The sequence below is a fragment of the Cupriavidus sp. CPT47-8839-RL05A genome (genome assembly GCF_058792255.1).
Map to the genome: position 1 here is coordinate 1 of NZ_JBYTEG010000021.1, position 15,509 is coordinate 15,509.

The window sequence follows — 15,509 nt, forward strand, 5'->3', positions numbered from 1 at the left end:
CATTGCGGCTTGCGGTTTACAACTGCTTCGGCGGCTAACAATGAAAAATGCCGTTCAGTCTTAACTGAACGGCATTAGCACCTGAGGTGCCCTTTGTCGTTCCGGAGCGCCTGGCGGCGCGCGCTTACTGCTTGGGTTCGGTGATAAAGCCGATCTTGCCCAGGCCGCCGTGCTGCGCGGCGGCCATGACTTCGGCCACGCGCTCGTAGCGCACCTCGCGGTCCGCGCGCAGGTGCAGCTCAGGCTGCGGCTGCTGCTGCGCGGCCAACGCGATATTGCTTGCCAGCGTGGCCTGGTCCACTTCCACCTGGTTCCAGAAGACCTTGCCGGCAGCGTCGATCGAGACGTTGATGTTCTGCGGCTTCGGGTCGTTCGGGGTGTTGGTGGCGCGCGGCAGGTCGATCTTCACCGCGTGGTTGATCACGGGGATGGTGATGATGAAGATGATCAGCAGCACCAGCATGACGTCGACCAGCGGCGTCATGTTGATCTCGCTCATCACCTCGTCGTCGTCGCCGTCGAGAGTACCGAATGCCATGATGACTTCCTTGCTTGCGGTTTAGCGCTGTGCCGCGGCCAGGCGCACGGTGCCGTCCTCGGCGCGGGCGCCGGTGGGGCGCACGCGCGCACCGGTGACGAAGTAGGCGTGCAGGTCGTGGGCAAAGCGGTTGAGCTTCGAGATCACCGACTTGTTGCCGCGGGTGAGGGCGTTATAGCCCAGCACGGCGGGAATTGCCACGGCCAGGCCGAAGGCGGTCATGATCAGCGCCTCGCCCACGGGGCCGGCAACCTTGTCGATGGTCGGCACGCCCGAGGCGCCGATGCCGATCAGCGCGTGGTAGATGCCCCACACGGTGCCGAACAGGCCCACGAACGGTGCGGTCGAGCCCACCGAAGCCAGCACCGCCAGGCCCGATTGCATGTGCGCCACCGACTCGTCGATGGAGCTCTTGAGCGAGCGGGTCAGCCAGTCGGAGATGTCCATCACGTCGTGCAGCTGCGGCTGGCTGGCGCGGTGGTGCTGGGCGGCTTCCTTGCCGGCGATGGCCAGCGTGCGGAACGGGTTGGAATCGCCGGCGCCCAGGGTTTCGAGCGCGTGGTCGAAATCGTCCGAGTGCCAGAAGCGCTTTTCCGCGCCGTGCGCCATCTTCTTCAGGCGCACCAGATCCCACGCCTTGGTAAGGATCACGATCCATGAGGCGAGCGACATGATCAGCAGAATGATCGCGGTCGCACGCATGACGAAGTCGCCTTGCGTCCAGAGGTGGGAGAGTCCGAGGTCCTGCATGTGTTGGTTCCTGGTGAGTTCGCTTGGTTTAGGTCAGATCAGAGATCGGAAATCTGGGGCGGTCAGTTCAGTTCGAAGCCGATCGGCTGCTGCGCCGTGACGGCGACGGCGCGGCCGTTGTCCATGTAAGGCTTGCAGCGCATGGCCTGCACGGCCTCTACCGCGGCCTGGTCCAGGCGCGATGAACCGCTCGAGGATACGACGGAAGTCTTCACGACCTTGCCGCTTTCGTCGGTGGTCAGGCGCACCACGGCCTTGCCGGTCTCGCCCATGCGGCGTGACTGGGAAGGATACTTCGGTTGCGGCGCCGTGCACTGGATTTCGCCGATGCCGACTGCACGCGGCGCGGCGGATACCGGTGCAGGGGCGGGCTCAGGTGCCGGTGCCGGGGGTGCCGGCGGCGCGGGAGGAGCCTCGGGCGCGTTCGGTGTCGGCGGCAGGCTGGCTACCGGCTGCGGGGTTGGCTTGGGCTGCGGCGGGGTCGGCTTGGGCGTGGTCACCTTCACCTGCTTGGGCGGGGTTTCCTGTTTGGGCTTGGGTTTGGGCGGCTCCGGCGGGGCTTCCTGCTTGGGAGGCTCCAGCGGGATGATGCGCGCGACGATTTCCGGCGAGATCACCGCCTCGGTCAGCTTGCGGCCCAGGCCGCTTTGGATCAGGTAGAGCAGGCCGACGTGGAACAGCAGTACGGCGAGCGTAATCTTGAAGAAGCGTTGGTCGAACATGTGTCAACAACAAAAGTCTGCCAGCGGTGGCACCGCGGCGGCGCTGTGCGCCGTCACTTGCGATAAAACAGGATCAGCGAGATGCCGCAACCGACCAGCAGGCTAAGCAGCAATTCCATGATAAACGCTCCTTCAACTGGGTTGCCGTGGGAGCGCCACTCTGGGGCAGCGTGTCAGCGGGCTAGTATAAACGATAATGATTCTTATTTGTTGTGATTTGTGCGTCGCAACTGGAATTTTCTGGCCCGGCACGTTATACCGGCAAGTCCAGGCAGCATTTCGGGAGGTGATGCAGCGGTGCACGCGCGCTGGCGCGCTCTGGCACTTTGCCGTGCTTCGGTGCCCCAAGCCACAATCGGCGGCGCCCGTTGCGCACAGGCATGCGCGGTTGGTACCAAAGCGCGCTAGCATAGGAAGAAACTGCAGACGTGGCGGTGTCCGGTCGCGGCCCCGCCATCGCGCACAGCGCGCTCGGGGACCCGTCCATGGACTTCACACGTTTTGCTGAAGATGACCGATCGACGATTCTGCGCTCCATGCCTGGCACATCGTCCAGTTCAGCATTGGATTGGATGTGCGCCCAGTTTGCCCTGCGCGTGGTGTGCGCACTGGGTCCGCGCTTCAACCTGCGCAGCAATATCAACGATGTCCTGACCGTCAGCGCGCAGGAGATGGTGTGGCCGTACGGCGTGGTGCTGCGCGTGCAGCGCTTCCTGGCCGCGCGCTGCGCCGACATGCCCGCCTGGAAGGGCACCGCCCGCCTGACCCCTGAGGAATTCCTGGACCGCCACGGACAGTGGAACAGCGCTTTCGATGAGAGCGCGCTGTTCTATTACCTGGACGAGTACGTCAAGCACCACGCCAAGGACATGTTCGCCGTGTTCGACGCGTCCGCCGCTGCCATCGCCCAGCGCCTGGAAGGCGAGCGCGTGCTGCTGGTGCGCAATATCGACATGCTCAGCCATGTGCTGGACCTGCCCGAGCACGAGCGCAAGCTGCTGCTGTACGCGGCGCTGGCCAAGTACAAGCGCGACCTGCGCGCGGTGATGGTCGACTGCAAGGTGGCGCACAGCCAGGAGGCGTTCCAGATCCTGGCCGGCCTGACCGGCGCCGGCGCCGCCGACGTGGCTGCCTCGCTGCGGCCGGGCTCGCGGCTGGAGACGCTGAACCTGATCGAGCAGCCGCTGCCGGAAAACAGCGTGACCGACCTGGGCGACCTGATGCGGCTCTCGGACCGGCTGCTGCACGTGCTGCTGGGCAACTACGCCAACGAAGCCGAGATGATGGCGGTGTTCACGCGCCCGGCCGCGCCGCCCACGCTGACCACGGCCGACTATCCCCATGTCGAGACCGACGCGCGCTACCTGTGCGCGCTGCTGAGCAATGCCACGCGCCAGCATGCGAGCGGCGTCAACGTGCTGATCTATGGCCCGCCCGGCACCGGCAAGACCGAGTTTGCGCGGCTGCTGGCGCGCGAGGCGGGCTGCGAGCTGTATGAAGTCGATTGCCTGGACCGCGACGGCAACAGCCTGTCGGGCAAGGACCGCTACCGCTCGCTGCAGGTGTCGCAGGCCTTCCTGCGCGGGCGTGCCCATACCGCGCTGCTGTTCGATGAGGTGGAAGACGTCTTCCCGGGCAGCGCGCGCGAGCTGATGAGCCTGTTCGGCCAGGAAGACACGCGCGCCTCGGTCAACGGCAAGGCCTGGGTCAACCAGACGCTCGAGCAGAACCCGGTGCCGGTGATCTGGATCTCGAATTCGATCCGGCAGATCGACCCGGCCTACCTGCGCCGTTTCCAGTTCCACCTGGAGCTGAAGATCCCGCCGCCGCTGGTGCGCGAGAACATCATCCGCAAGCACCTGGGCGGGCTGGACGTCAGCGACGCCTTTATCACCGGGCTGGCCGGGCGCAAGACGCTGACGCCGGCGCAGGTGCAGTCGGCCGCGCGCTTTGTCGAGCTGGCGCGGCCCGACGTGGAAGAGCCGGTGGAAGCGCTGATCCTGCGCCAGCTGGAACACGCCGACCGCGCCATGGGGCTGCGCCCCGAGGCCGAGGCGCGCTCGGTGGTCACGCACTACCGGCTGGAGAACCTGCACCTTGAAACCCGCTACGAGGTGGTCAAGATCGTCGACGCGCTGCGCGTGCGCCAGCGCGGCACGCTGTGCTTCTACGGCCCGCCCGGCACCGGCAAGACCGCGCTGGCCGAGCATATCGCGGCCGAGCTGGACCTGCCGCTGATGATCCGCCGCGCCTCCGACCTGATGAGCAAATATGTGGGCGAGACCGAGCAGCAGATCGCCGCCATGTTCGCGCGCGCCGAAGAGGATGGGGCGGTGCTGCTGCTGGATGAGGCCGACAGCTTCATGCAGAGCCGCCAGCAGGCGGTGCGCAATTATGAGATCTCCGAGGTCAACGAGATGCTGCAGGGCATGGAGCGCTTTAACGGCATCTTTATCTGCACTACCAACCTGTTCGACCGCATCGATGAGGCCGCGCTGCGCCGCTTCTCTTTCAAGATCCGCTTCCTGGCGCTCAAGCCCACGCAGCGCGTGGCGATGTTTGTCGACGAGGCGCTCGACGGCGATGCCGCCGGCCTGACCGACAGCATGCGCCGTGAACTGGATGCGATGGATTGCCTGACGCCGGGCGACTTCGCCACGGTCAAGCGCCAGTGCGTGCTGTTGGGCGAGGCGCTGACGCCGGACGAGTTCCTGGCACAGCTGCGCCAGGAACACGCGATCAAGCCCGAGGTGCGGGAGCACCGGCCACTGGGCTTCCTGCAGTAGGGGAAGGCGCCGGTCAGAGGTCAGAGGTCAGAGCGCCGGCGCCGGCTCGATCACCACGGTTTCCGCATCCGCTTCCACCTGCAACAGCGTGGCTGCCATCGCGCGCAGATGCGCGGCGTCCTTGGTCGAGGCAAAGCGGTCGTGCGGCGTGGCATCGGGCGCGGCGGCCAGCTTGTGTTCGGCCAGCTTGCGTGCCAGCTGGCGCGCAATGGCGCTGCCGGTGTCGACCAGTGCCAGCTGGTCGCCAACCATCGCCCGGATCGTGCCGGAGAGAAAAGGGTAATGGGTGCAGCCCAGCACCAGCGTGTCGGCGCCTGCCTCCAGCATGGGCGTCAGGTAGGCATCCAGGCGCTGGCGCACGGCCGGGCCGTCGGTCTCGCCTTGCTCGATCAGCGACACCAGCCCCAGGCCCGCCTCGCACAGGAAGCGGCTTTCGCCTTCCAGCGATGTCAGCAGCCGCGCGAACTTGGCGCTCTTGAGGGTATTGGCGGTGGCCAGCACGCCCACGACCTTGCTGCGGCTGGCCGCGGCGGCGGGCTTGAGGCCGGGCTCGACGCCGATGATCGGCACCGTCAGCCGCTCGCGTAGTGTCTGCACTGCATGCATGGTGGCGGTATTGCAGGCGATCACGAGCGCCTTGCAACCCTGGCCAAGCAGCCATTCGCAGGCCTGCAGCGTGCGCGCCTCGACAAAGGCCTCGGGCTTCTCGCCATAGGGCGCGTATTTTGAATCCGCCAGGTACAGCAGCGATTCATGGGGCAGCAGCGCGCGGATCTCGCGCAGCACGGACAGGCCGCCAAGGCCGGAATCGAAGACGCCGATGGGTGCGGGGTTCACTGGGGTGCGGGGACGACAAGAAACAAGGTAGAAAAAAGCCGGGTCGGAACCCGGCTTCTTTTTCGAGCGCGACGGCAGATTCTACCGTCCTGCCAGGCTTACAGCGCGGCGACCGGGATCTTGCCGATCTTGGCCTGCCATTCCGCGGGGCCGGTCTTGTGCACCGAGGTGCCTTCGCTGTCCACGGCGACCGTCACCGGCATGTCCTTGACGTCGAACTCGTAGATCGCTTCCATGCCGAGGTCTTCGAAGCCGACCACCTTGGCTTCCTTGATCGCCTTGGCCACCAGGTAGGCGGCGCCGCCCACGGCCATCAGGTAGGCCGACTTGTGCTTCTTGATGGCCTCGATCGCCACCGGGCCGCGCTCGGCCTTGCCGATCATCGAGATCAGGCCGGTTTCGGCCAGCATCATCTCGGTGAACTTGTCCATGCGCGTGGCGGTGGTGGGGCCGGCCGGGCCGACGGCCTCGTCGCGCACCGGATCGACCGGGCCGACGTAGTAGATCACGCGGTTTTTGAAGTCCACCGGCAGCTTCTCGCCCTTGGCCAGCATGTCGGCGATACGCTTGTGCGCGGCGTCGCGGCCAGTCAGCATCTTGCCGTTGAGCAGCAGGGTCTGGCCCGGCTTCCACGAGGCGACTTCTTCCGGCGTCAGCGTGTTCAGGTCGACGCGCTTGGAGGTCTCGGTGTTCGGGGCCCACTCTACCTTCGGCCATTGCGACAGGTCAGGCGCTTCCAGCTTGGCCGGGCCGCTGCCGTCCAGCGTGAAGTGCACGTGGCGGGTGGCGGCGCAGTTGGGGATCATCGCGACCGGCTTGGACGCGGCGTGGGTCGGGCAGGCCATGATCTTGACGTCCAGCACGGTGGCCAGGCCGCCCAGGCCCTGCGCGCCGATGCCCAGCGCGTTGACCTTCTCGTACAGCTCGACGCGCAGTTCCTCGACCCAGTCCTTGGGGCCGCGGGCGATGATGTCCTGGATGTCGATGGACTCCATCAGCGATTCCTTGGCCATCACCATGGCCTTCTCGGCGGTGCCGCCGATGCCGATGCCCAGCATGCCCGGCGGGCACCAGCCGGCGCCCATGGTCGGCACGGTCTTCAGCACCCAGTCGACGATCGAGTCGGACGGGTTCAGCATCACGAACTTGGACTTGTTCTCCGAGCCGCCGCCCTTGGCCGCGACCTGGATGTCGACGGTGTTGCCCGGCACCACTTCGTAGTGGATCACGGCCGGGGTGTTGTCCTTGGTGTTCTTGCGGCCGCCTTCGGGCGGGCTGACGATCGAGGCGCGCAGCACGTTGTCCGGATGCGTGTAGCCGCGGCGCACACCCTCGTTGATCATGTCGGTCAGGCCCATGGTGGCGCCATCCCAGCGCACGTCCATCCCCACCTTGACGAAGATCGTGACAATGCCGGTGTCCTGGCAGATCGGGCGCTTGCCCTCGGCACACATGCGGCTGTTGGTCAGGATCTGCGCGATCGCGTCCTTGGCCGCCGGGCTCTGCTCCAGCTCATAGGCGCGGCCCAGGCTGGTGATGTAGTCCATCGGGTGGTAGTAGCTGATGTACTGCAGGGAGTCGGCGACGCTCTGGATGAGGTCTTCTTGCTTGATGACAGTCATTTTGTGGGGAGGGCAGCGGTGAAACACAGCCTGAAATCATACACTGAGCCGAGGCGCTCTGCCCGGCTGCATACATCCGTCTACAACCGATAATGTGCGGCAAACGCCGCTGCCTGCGCGGGGGCGGGCCCAAAAGCAAAAACCGCGGCACATGGCCGCGGTCTGGCTGGGACTAGGCGTCCGATGGCGCACGAATGTGATTAGTGCTTGGCAGGTGCGCCGGCCGGGTGCGACACCATCCGGTCCACCCAGGCCATGGCGACCGCCGACAGCAGGAAGGCAATATGGATGGCCACCTGCCACATGATGGTGTGCGTGGTCCGTTGCTCGGCATCGATAAAGGTCTTGAGCAGGTGGATCGACGAAATCCCGATCAGCGCCATCGACAGCTTGACCTTGAGCACCCCGGCGTTGACGTGGTCCAGCCATTCCGGCTCGTCCGGATGGTTGTCGATGCCCAGGCGCGAGACAAAGGTCTCATAGCCGCCCACGATCACCATGATCAGCAGGTTGGAGATCATCACCACGTCGATCAGGCCCAGCACCACCAGCATGATCTTGTTCTCGTCGAACTCGGTCACATGCGCCAGCAGGTGCCAGACCTCGACCAGGAAGTGGTAGACATAGACGCCCTGGGCCACGATCAGGCCCAGGTAAAGCGGCAACTGCAGCCAGCGCGACGCGAAGATGATGCTCGGGATCGGCCGCATGGTCTGCGGCCTGGTCATTGGATTGGAAGCCATGGGCGGGGCGGTGTCAGCGAGTTGAAAGGCGGCGTGGATTGTACCAAGCGCCGATGACCGGGCGCTGTTACCGACCGTAACCGAATCGTTCGTCGCCGGCGTGGCTCAGGCCGCGGCGCCGGGATCGGCGCCGGCCGCCTTGCCGCGCCACGCGCCGCGCGCGATCCGCCCCGGCCAGCTGGCCAGCACGATCCCGGCCAGCACGCACGCCAGCGCCACCCCATGCGGCCAGCCCGGCTGCTCGCCCAGGAAGGCGATGCCGTAGGTGGCAGCCGCCACCGGCAGCACCGAGGTGAACACCCCCGCCAGCTGCGCCGGCACATGGCGGATGCCCTTCATCCACAGCCAGAACGAGAACACGCTGGCCGACAGCGCATACCACAGCAGCATCAGCCAGGTCTGCGTGGGCACCGGCGACGCATCGAAGTCCAGCAGCGGCACCAGCCCCAGCGGCAGCATCAGCAGCCCGCCAATCAAATGCGTGTAGGCACAGATCTCGATCGCGGCCAGCGTCTGCGTGAGCCGCCGCGACAGGATCACGTAGATCGATTCGCACACCACCGCGCCCATGATCATCAGGTTGCCCAGCCATGCTTGGCTGCCGCTGCCGGCACCGTGCGCGTCGCCCCGGGCGATATTCAGCACGGCGATGCCGGTCATCGCCAGCAGCACCGATGCCACCGTGCGCCGCGACAGCCGCTCGCGCAGCAGCAGCCACGACAGGATCGCCACCGTGGCCGGGATGGTGCTGGTGATCACGCCGGCCGCCATGGCGCTGGTCAGCCGCACGCCATTGAGCATCAGCAGGGTAAACAGGAAGGTGCCGAAGAACGCCTGCAGGAACAGGTTCAGCCATTCCCCGCGCGAGACCCGGCGCATGCGCGCGGGCCGGTACCAGGGTGCCAGGCAGACGATGGCAATGACAAAACGCAGCAGCGCGAACAGCAGCACCGGCACATGCGCGATGATCGATTTGCCGAGGCCCACGTTGCTGCCGACCAGCGCCATCGAGGCAACCAGGAAGAGGGCGTAGACCGGGGAGAATGCTGAAGGATTGGCGGGCACGGGTACGGCCTTGGTCGTCCGGCGGGCGCCGCGGCGCCTTGGCGCGGCGGGTGCTGAGCCGGCGGGAGCGGCAAGGGTAAGCGCCGCGATCAAGTATGGAACTCGCGGATTATAGCTGTGCTAGCCTAATGGAGAAGGCTGCACTTTCGCTGCGCGTGCGTGGATTTTTCCCGCTGCATTGCAACAAGTTGCAGGCACACCCAGGCCCACCGTCAGGTCTTACCGTCAGGTTTAAGTAAGCCGTCGGGCGTAACGTGGCAGCCAAAGCCAGTCCAAAATCAGGAGACAAACTTATGTCCGCCATCGAATCGGTGATGCAAGAGCATCGCGTGTTCAACCCGCCGGAAGGCTTCGCCAGCCAGGCCGCGATCCCCAGCATGGAGGCCTACCAGGCGCTGTGCGACGAAGCCGAGCGTGACTATGAAGGCTTCTGGGCGCGCCACGCGCGCGAGCTGCTGCACTGGACCAAGCCCTTCACCAAGGTGCTGGACGAAAGCAACGCACCGTTCTACAAGTGGTTCGAAGACGGCGAGCTCAACGCCTCTTACAACTGCCTGGACCGCAATCTGCAGAACGGCAATGCGGACAAGGTCGCGATCGTGTTCGAGGCCGATGACGGCACCGTGACGCGCGTCACCTACCGCGAGCTGCATGGCAAGGTGTGCCGCTTCGCCAACGGCCTGAGGGCGCTCGGCATCAAGAAGGGCGACCGCGTGGTGATCTACATGCCGATGTCGGTCGAAGGCGTGGTCGCGATGCAGGCCTGCGCACGCCTGGGCGCCACGCACTCGGTGGTGTTCGGCGGCTTCTCGGCCAAGTCGCTGCAGGAGCGGCTGGTGGACGTGGGCGCGGTGGCGCTGATCACCGCCGACGAGCAGATGCGCGGCGGCAAGGCGCTGCCGCTCAAGGCCATCGCCGACGATGCGCTGGCGCTGGGTGGCTGCGAGGCCGTCAGGAACGTGATCGTCTACCGCCGCACCGGCGGCAAGGTTGCCTGGACCGAAAGCCGCGACCGCTGGATGGAAGATGTCAGCGCCGGCCAGCCGGATACCTGCGAAGCCGAGCCGGTGAGCGCCGAGCACCCGCTGTTCGTGCTCTACACCTCCGGCTCCACCGGCAAGCCCAAGGGCGTGCAGCACAGCACCGGCGGCTACCTGCTGTGGGCGCTGATGACAATGAAGTGGACCTTCGATATCAAGCCCGACGACCTGTTCTGGTGTACCGCGGACATCGGCTGGGTCACCGGTCATACCTACATCGCCTATGGCCCGCTGGCCGCCGGCGCGACCCAGGTGGTGTTCGAGGGCGTGCCCACGTACCCCCACGCCGGCCGCTTCTGGGACATGATCGCGCGCCACAAGGTCAGCATCTTCTACACCGCGCCGACCGCGATCCGCTCGCTGATCAAGGCCGCCGAGGCCGACGAGAAGATCCACCCGAAGCAGTACGACCTGTCCAGCTTGCGCCTGCTCGGCACCGTGGGCGAGCCGATCAACCCCGAAGCCTGGATGTGGTACTACAAGAACATCGGCAACGAGCGCTGCCCGATCGTCGACACCTTCTGGCAGACCGAAACCGGCGGCCACATGATCACGCCGCTACCGGGCGCGACGCCGCTGGTGCCGGGTTCGTGCACGCTGCCGCTGCCGGGCATCATGGCCGCCATCGTCGACGAGACCGGCCATGACGTGCCCAACGGCAACGGCGGCATCCTGGTGGTCAAGCGTCCGTGGCCGGCCATGATCCGCACCATCTGGGGCGATCCGGAGCGCTTCAGGAAGAGCTACTTCCCCGAAGAGCTCGGCGGCAAGCTCTACCTGGCCGGCGACGGCTCGATCCGCGACAAGGACACCGGCTACTTCACCATCATGGGCCGCATCGACGACGTGCTGAACGTGTCGGGCCACCGCATGGGCACGATGGAGATCGAGTCAGCGCTGGTGGCCAACCCGCTGGTGGCCGAAGCCGCCGTGGTGGGCCGCCCCGACGACATGACCGGCGAGGCCATCTGCGCCTTCGTCGTGCTCAAGCGTTCGCGTCCGACTGGCGAAGAGGCCGTCAAGATCGCGACGGAACTGCGCAACTGGGTCGGCAAGGAGATCGGCCCGATCGCCAAGCCCAAGGACATCCGCTTTGGCGACAACCTGCCCAAGACGCGCTCGGGCAAGATCATGCGGCGCCTGCTGCGGTCGCTGGCCAAGGGAGAGGAAATCACGCAGGACACCTCGACGCTGGAGAATCCGGCCATCCTGGAGCAGCTCAAGCAGGCACAGTGATCGCCTAGCTTCGGCCCGATCGAGCCCTTGAACCCGCCGCCGCGTTCCCGCGCGCCGGCGGGTTTGTTACGATAGCCCCCCACCGACCACGGACCGTCCCCCATGCCTGAAGCCCAGTCGCGCTTTCGCCGACGGTTGCTGCTGTACTACGGCCTGTTCACGCTAGGGTTGTTCGGCTTCGTCGGCATGATGGGGCTGCTGGAAAAGTCCAACGCCGATGCGCTGTGGCTCGGCTACGTCTTCCTCTTCATCACCATCGCGATCTATGCCTGCATCGGGCTGATCTGCCGCACCTCTGACCTGAACGAGTACTACGTTGCCTCGCGGCGCGTGCCGGCGCTGTTCAACGGCATGGCGATTGCCGCCGACTGGATGAGCGCGGCGTCCTTCATCGGCCTGGCCGGCATCCTGTTTTCCTCGGGCTACGAAGGGCTGGCCTATGTGATGGGCTGGACTGGCGGCTACTGCCTGGTGGCCTTCCTGCTGGCGCCGTACCTGCGCAAGTACGGCGGCTACACCATTCCCGATTTCCTCGCGGCGCGCTACGGCAACGGCAAGCCCGGCGGCAACCTGCCAGTGCGCGCGATCGCGGTGCTGGCGGCTTCGCTCTGCTCCTTCGTCTACCTGGTGGCGCAGATCCAGGGCGTGGGGCTGGTGGTGACGCGCTTTATCGGCGTGGAGTTTGCCGTCGGCATCTTCTTCGGGCTGGCCGGCATCCTGGTGTGCTCGTTCCTGGGCGGCATGCGCGCGGTCACGTGGACGCAGGTGGCGCAGTACATCATGATGATCGTCGCCTTCCTGGTCACGGTATCGATGATCGCGTGGAAGCATCACCACGAAGCGCTGCCGCAGCTCAGCTACGGCACGCTGCTGTCGCAACTGGACGCGCGCGAGCAGCAACTGGAGCGCGAGCCGGCCGAGCAGGCCGTGCGCGAGTACTACCGGCAGCAGGCCATCCTGCTGCAGGAGCGCATCGCCCGGTTGCCCGATTCCTTTGCTCAGGAGCGCGACGCGCTCGACGCGCGGCTGCAGGACCTGCGCACGCGTAATGCGCCGCTGCGCGACATCAAGTCGCTGGAGCGCGAACGGCTGGAATTCCCGCGCGACCCTGCTGCGGCACAGCAGCAGTGGAACCAGCAGCGGGCAGACGCACTGGCCCGCAGCCGCCATTCGCTGTCATCGACCGAGCCCTATCCCGCGGCATCGGAGCAGGAGCGCAAGACCAAGCGGCTGAATTTTGTATTGCTAGTGTTCTGCCTGATGGTCGGCACCGCCAGCCTGCCGCACATCCTGACGCGGCTCTACACTACCCCGTCGGTCAAGGAAACGCGCAACTCCGTGGCCTGGGCCGTGTTCTTCATCGCCTTGCTGTACGTGTCCGCGCCCACGCTGGCTGCGCTGGTCAAATACGAGTTCTTCCAGCACCTGGTGGGAACCCCCTACGCCGAATTGCCGCAGTGGGTGGTGCAATGGCGCAAGGTCGATCCACCCGTGTTCGGCATCCGCGATGTCAACGGCGACGGCATCGTGCAATGGGCCGAGATCCTGCTGCAGCCCGACATGATCGTGCTGGCCGCGCCGGAAATCGCCGGCCTGCCATACGTGATCTCCGGCCTGATCGCCGCCGGCGCCCTGGCCGCTGCGCTGTCCACCGCCGACGGCCTGCTGCTGACCATCGCCAATGCGCTCTCGCACGACGTCTTCTATCACATGGTCGACCGCCAGGCGAGCCACCAGCGCCGCGTCACCACCGCCAAGATCGTGTTGCTGGGCGTGGCGCTTTTTGCCTCCTACGTCACATCGCTGCGCCCCGGCAATATCCTGTTCCTGGTCGGCGCCGCGTTCTCACTGGCCGCCTCCAGCTTCTTCCCGGTGCTGGTCCTCGGCATCTTCTGGCGCCGCACCACCGCCGCCGGCGCAGTCGCCGGCATGGCCGCCGGGCTGGGCGTGGCGGTCTACTACATCATCGTCAACTATCCGTTCTTCACCCGCATGACCGGCATCTTCGGCAACCGCTGGTTCGGCGTCGACCCGATCGCCTCCGGCGCTTTCGGCGTGCCGGCGGGCTTCGCCGTGGCCATCATCGTCAGCCTGCTGACACCACGCAATGCACCGGTGATCGACCGGTTGGTTAGCTACCTGCGCAAGGGGTAGGGCGGATGGGCTTGTCAAGTAAGGCGGGATACGGCGACGAAGCACTGGATTCGCCAGGCAACTCTGCTATAATCTCGGACTTCCCGGAGAGATGGATGAGTGGTTTAAGTCGCACGCCTGGAAAGCGTGTATAGGTTAATAGCCTATCGGGGGTTCGAATCCCCCTCTCTCCGCCAGAACACTATGCACAGCAAAGCCGCCCGTCTGGGCGGCTTTTTTGTTTCCAGTCCCTGGTGGCTTCGTAATGCCTGAAGGGCTCAAAGAAAAGCCCTCGGCCAGGGTAGGCGAGGGCTGAAGTAGTAGTGGGCGAGTCGCGGGATCGCCCGTGAGCGATGGTCGTATAGGACCTTGTATCGCGCATCCCTCTAAATAGAGGTGTTGCCGCAAGGCGACATGCTATGCCAGCCATCGCGGCGAAGGCATGGCTTCCCTCTCGGCGCGCCGGATTGGATGAGCGCGTCGATCCAGTTGTTCTGGCCATGAGAGGGCTTCCGCCATGTACCCGGTGCCCGGTATCCTCCCGGCCATGACCAAACTCACCTTCGAACTCGAAATCCGCCCCGCCTTGCCCGCAGACGCGCAAGCGGTGGAAGCCATCCTGACCGACACCTACCTCGGCACCTGGAAGCCGCAACTGACAGCCGCCGCGGCAGCTGCCTTCGAACGGCAAGGCAAGACCCGAAGCTACGTCGAAGCGCGCCTGCAAGCATTCCGCGTAGCCTGCGTGGATGGCGTGCCCGCCGCGATGCTGGATTGGGAGAACAACTTTATCTGGGCCCTGCATGTCGGGCGGGCATGGCAACGCATGGGGCTGGGCGGGGCGCTGCTGGCCCATGCCGAAGGCGCGATTGCCCGCGCCGGGCATCGCGAGGCGAGGCTGGAGACGGACACGTTCAACGTGCAAAGCCGCGCGTTCTACCGGCGCCATGGCTATGCCGAGATCGATTTCTATCCCGACGAGAGCTGGGACAGTGGCTTTACCACTGTGCTGTTGTCGAAAGCGCTGCCGCCAGCCTGAGTGTGCGCGCCGGCGCCGGCGCCGGCTTGGCACGGGTAGCCAACCTCATGCGCAAATTGCATGAACCTGCGTGGCTGCCCGTGAAAGAATCAGGCGTCTTTTTCGAATCTCTAGCACTTGCCCCCATGTCCGACCCCATCGTCCACCTCAACGGCACCCTGACCCCTCTCTCCGAAGCCCGCATCCCCGTCCTCGACCGCGGCTTCATCTTTGGCGATGGCATCTACGAAGTCATCCCTTACTACAACGGCAAGCCATTCCGCGCAGAGCAGCATCTGGCCCGCCTGCACCGCAGCCTGGAGGGCATCGGGATTTCCGATCCGTACAGCGCCGGGCAGTGGCTGGAGCTGGTCGGCGAGGTGGTCGAGGCCAACGGCCTGTCGGACCAGCTGGTCTACATCCAGGTGTCGCGCGGCGTCGCCAAGCGCACGCATGCGTTTCCGAAGGAGGTCGTGCCGACGGTGCTGATCATGACCAACCCGATGGCGTTGCCGTCGGCGCAGATGCTTGAGCAGGGCGTGGCGTGCGTGACGATGGAGGACCGGCGCTGGCTGAACTGCCAGATCAAGTCGACGTCGCTGCTGGGCAACGTGCTGGCGGCGCAGCATGCGGTGGAGCACGGCGCGATCGAGGCGATCCAGTTCCGGGATGGCTGGCTGACCGAGGCGTCGGCGTCCAATGTGTGGGTGGTGCGCGACGGCCGCGTGATGGCGCCGCCCAAGGACAACCTGATTCTGGAAGGCATCCGCTACGGGTTCATGGAAGAGGTCTGTGCCGCGATGGGGATTGCGCTGGAGGCGCGCCGCATCGCGAAGGAAGAGGTGTTCGCCGCCGATGAGGTGCTGCTGTCGTCTGCCAGCAAGGAGCTGCTGCCGGTGGTGACCATCGATGGCCGCGCCATTGGCAAGGGGGTGCCGGGGCCGGTCTTTGGCCGGCTTTACGCTGCGTACCAGGCTGCCAAGGCTGCGCTTTGAGCAGATTTGCGTGCGTGCTAGGAT

Annotated in this window: 12 protein-coding genes and 1 tRNA gene; 6 read left to right on the forward strand and 7 right to left on the reverse strand. The window is 65.7% G+C overall.

Going from position 1 to position 15,509, the window contains the following annotated elements; all coding sequences use genetic code 11:
• Positions 1–124: 124 nt before the first annotated feature.
• The 3 genes from AC3WVS_RS23560 to AC3WVS_RS23570 all read right to left on the reverse strand — a co-directional run bounded on the left by AC3WVS_RS23560 (position 125) and on the right by AC3WVS_RS23570 (position 2,010).
• Positions 125–538: an ExbD/TolR family protein gene (locus tag AC3WVS_RS23560; RefSeq protein WP_010814707.1), complete on the reverse strand. Its 414-nt coding sequence runs from the start codon at positions 536–538 to the stop codon at positions 125–127.
• A 21-nt stretch (positions 539–559) separates the two neighbouring features.
• Positions 560–1,288 (reverse strand): MotA/TolQ/ExbB proton channel family protein, encoded by a 729-nt coding sequence (locus tag AC3WVS_RS23565; protein ID WP_492320553.1) that lies wholly within the window; start codon positions 1,286–1,288, stop codon positions 560–562.
• A 62-nt stretch (positions 1,289–1,350) separates the two neighbouring features.
• Positions 1,351–2,010 (reverse strand): energy transducer TonB, encoded by a 660-nt coding sequence (locus AC3WVS_RS23570; protein ID WP_492320554.1) that lies wholly within the window; start codon positions 2,008–2,010, stop codon positions 1,351–1,353.
• Between the two features lie 485 nt (positions 2,011–2,495).
• Here AC3WVS_RS23570 and AC3WVS_RS23575 point away from each other — a divergent pair, with 485 nt between their 5' ends.
• Positions 2,496–4,796: an AAA family ATPase gene (locus tag AC3WVS_RS23575; protein WP_492320555.1), complete on the forward strand. Its 2,301-nt coding sequence runs from the start codon at positions 2,496–2,498 to the stop codon at positions 4,794–4,796.
• Positions 4,797–4,823: 27 nt separating this feature from the next.
• Here AC3WVS_RS23575 and murI read toward each other — a convergent pair whose 3' ends face one another.
• The 4 genes from murI to AC3WVS_RS23595 all read right to left on the reverse strand — a co-directional run bounded on the left by murI (position 4,824) and on the right by AC3WVS_RS23595 (position 9,063).
• A complete protein-coding gene (gene murI, locus AC3WVS_RS23580; protein WP_340521636.1) occupies positions 4,824–5,633 on the reverse strand; it encodes a glutamate racemase in 810 nt (269 codons plus the stop codon).
• Positions 5,634–5,731: 98 nt separating this feature from the next.
• The gene (locus tag AC3WVS_RS23585) at positions 5,732–7,255 is read right to left on the reverse strand and encodes a fumarate hydratase (protein ID WP_010814713.1); all 1,524 of its coding nucleotides are present in this window, start codon (positions 7,253–7,255) and stop codon (positions 5,732–5,734) included.
• A 200-nt stretch (positions 7,256–7,455) separates the two neighbouring features.
• Positions 7,456–7,998: a TIGR00645 family protein gene (locus tag AC3WVS_RS23590; protein WP_340521633.1), complete on the reverse strand. Its 543-nt coding sequence runs from the start codon at positions 7,996–7,998 to the stop codon at positions 7,456–7,458.
• 105 nt (positions 7,999–8,103) lie between these two features.
• The gene (locus AC3WVS_RS23595) at positions 8,104–9,063 is read right to left on the reverse strand and encodes a DMT family transporter (protein ID WP_492320556.1); all 960 of its coding nucleotides are present in this window, start codon (positions 9,061–9,063) and stop codon (positions 8,104–8,106) included.
• A 293-nt stretch (positions 9,064–9,356) separates the two neighbouring features.
• Between AC3WVS_RS23595 and acs the strand changes: the two genes are divergently transcribed.
• From acs to AC3WVS_RS23620, 5 genes are all read left to right on the forward strand, one after another.
• Positions 9,357–11,339, forward strand: coding sequence for an acetate--CoA ligase (gene acs, locus AC3WVS_RS23600; protein ID WP_492320557.1), 1,983 nt, complete (start codon positions 9,357–9,359; stop codon positions 11,337–11,339).
• A 102-nt stretch (positions 11,340–11,441) separates the two neighbouring features.
• On the forward strand, positions 11,442–13,493 hold the full coding sequence (locus AC3WVS_RS23605) for a VC_2705 family sodium/solute symporter (RefSeq protein WP_492320558.1): 2,052 nt from the start codon (positions 11,442–11,444) through the stop codon (positions 13,491–13,493).
• 85 nt (positions 13,494–13,578) lie between these two features.
• Positions 13,579–13,669 (forward strand) — tRNA-Ser (locus AC3WVS_RS23610).
• A 350-nt stretch (positions 13,670–14,019) separates the two neighbouring features.
• Complete coding sequence (locus tag AC3WVS_RS23615; RefSeq protein ID WP_492320559.1) at positions 14,020–14,511, forward strand: GNAT family N-acetyltransferase; 492 nt, start codon at positions 14,020–14,022, stop codon at positions 14,509–14,511.
• 125 nt (positions 14,512–14,636) lie between these two features.
• The gene (locus tag AC3WVS_RS23620) at positions 14,637–15,485 is read left to right on the forward strand and encodes a D-amino acid aminotransferase (RefSeq protein ID WP_492320560.1); all 849 of its coding nucleotides are present in this window, start codon (positions 14,637–14,639) and stop codon (positions 15,483–15,485) included.
• Positions 15,486–15,509 lie beyond the last annotated feature (24 nt).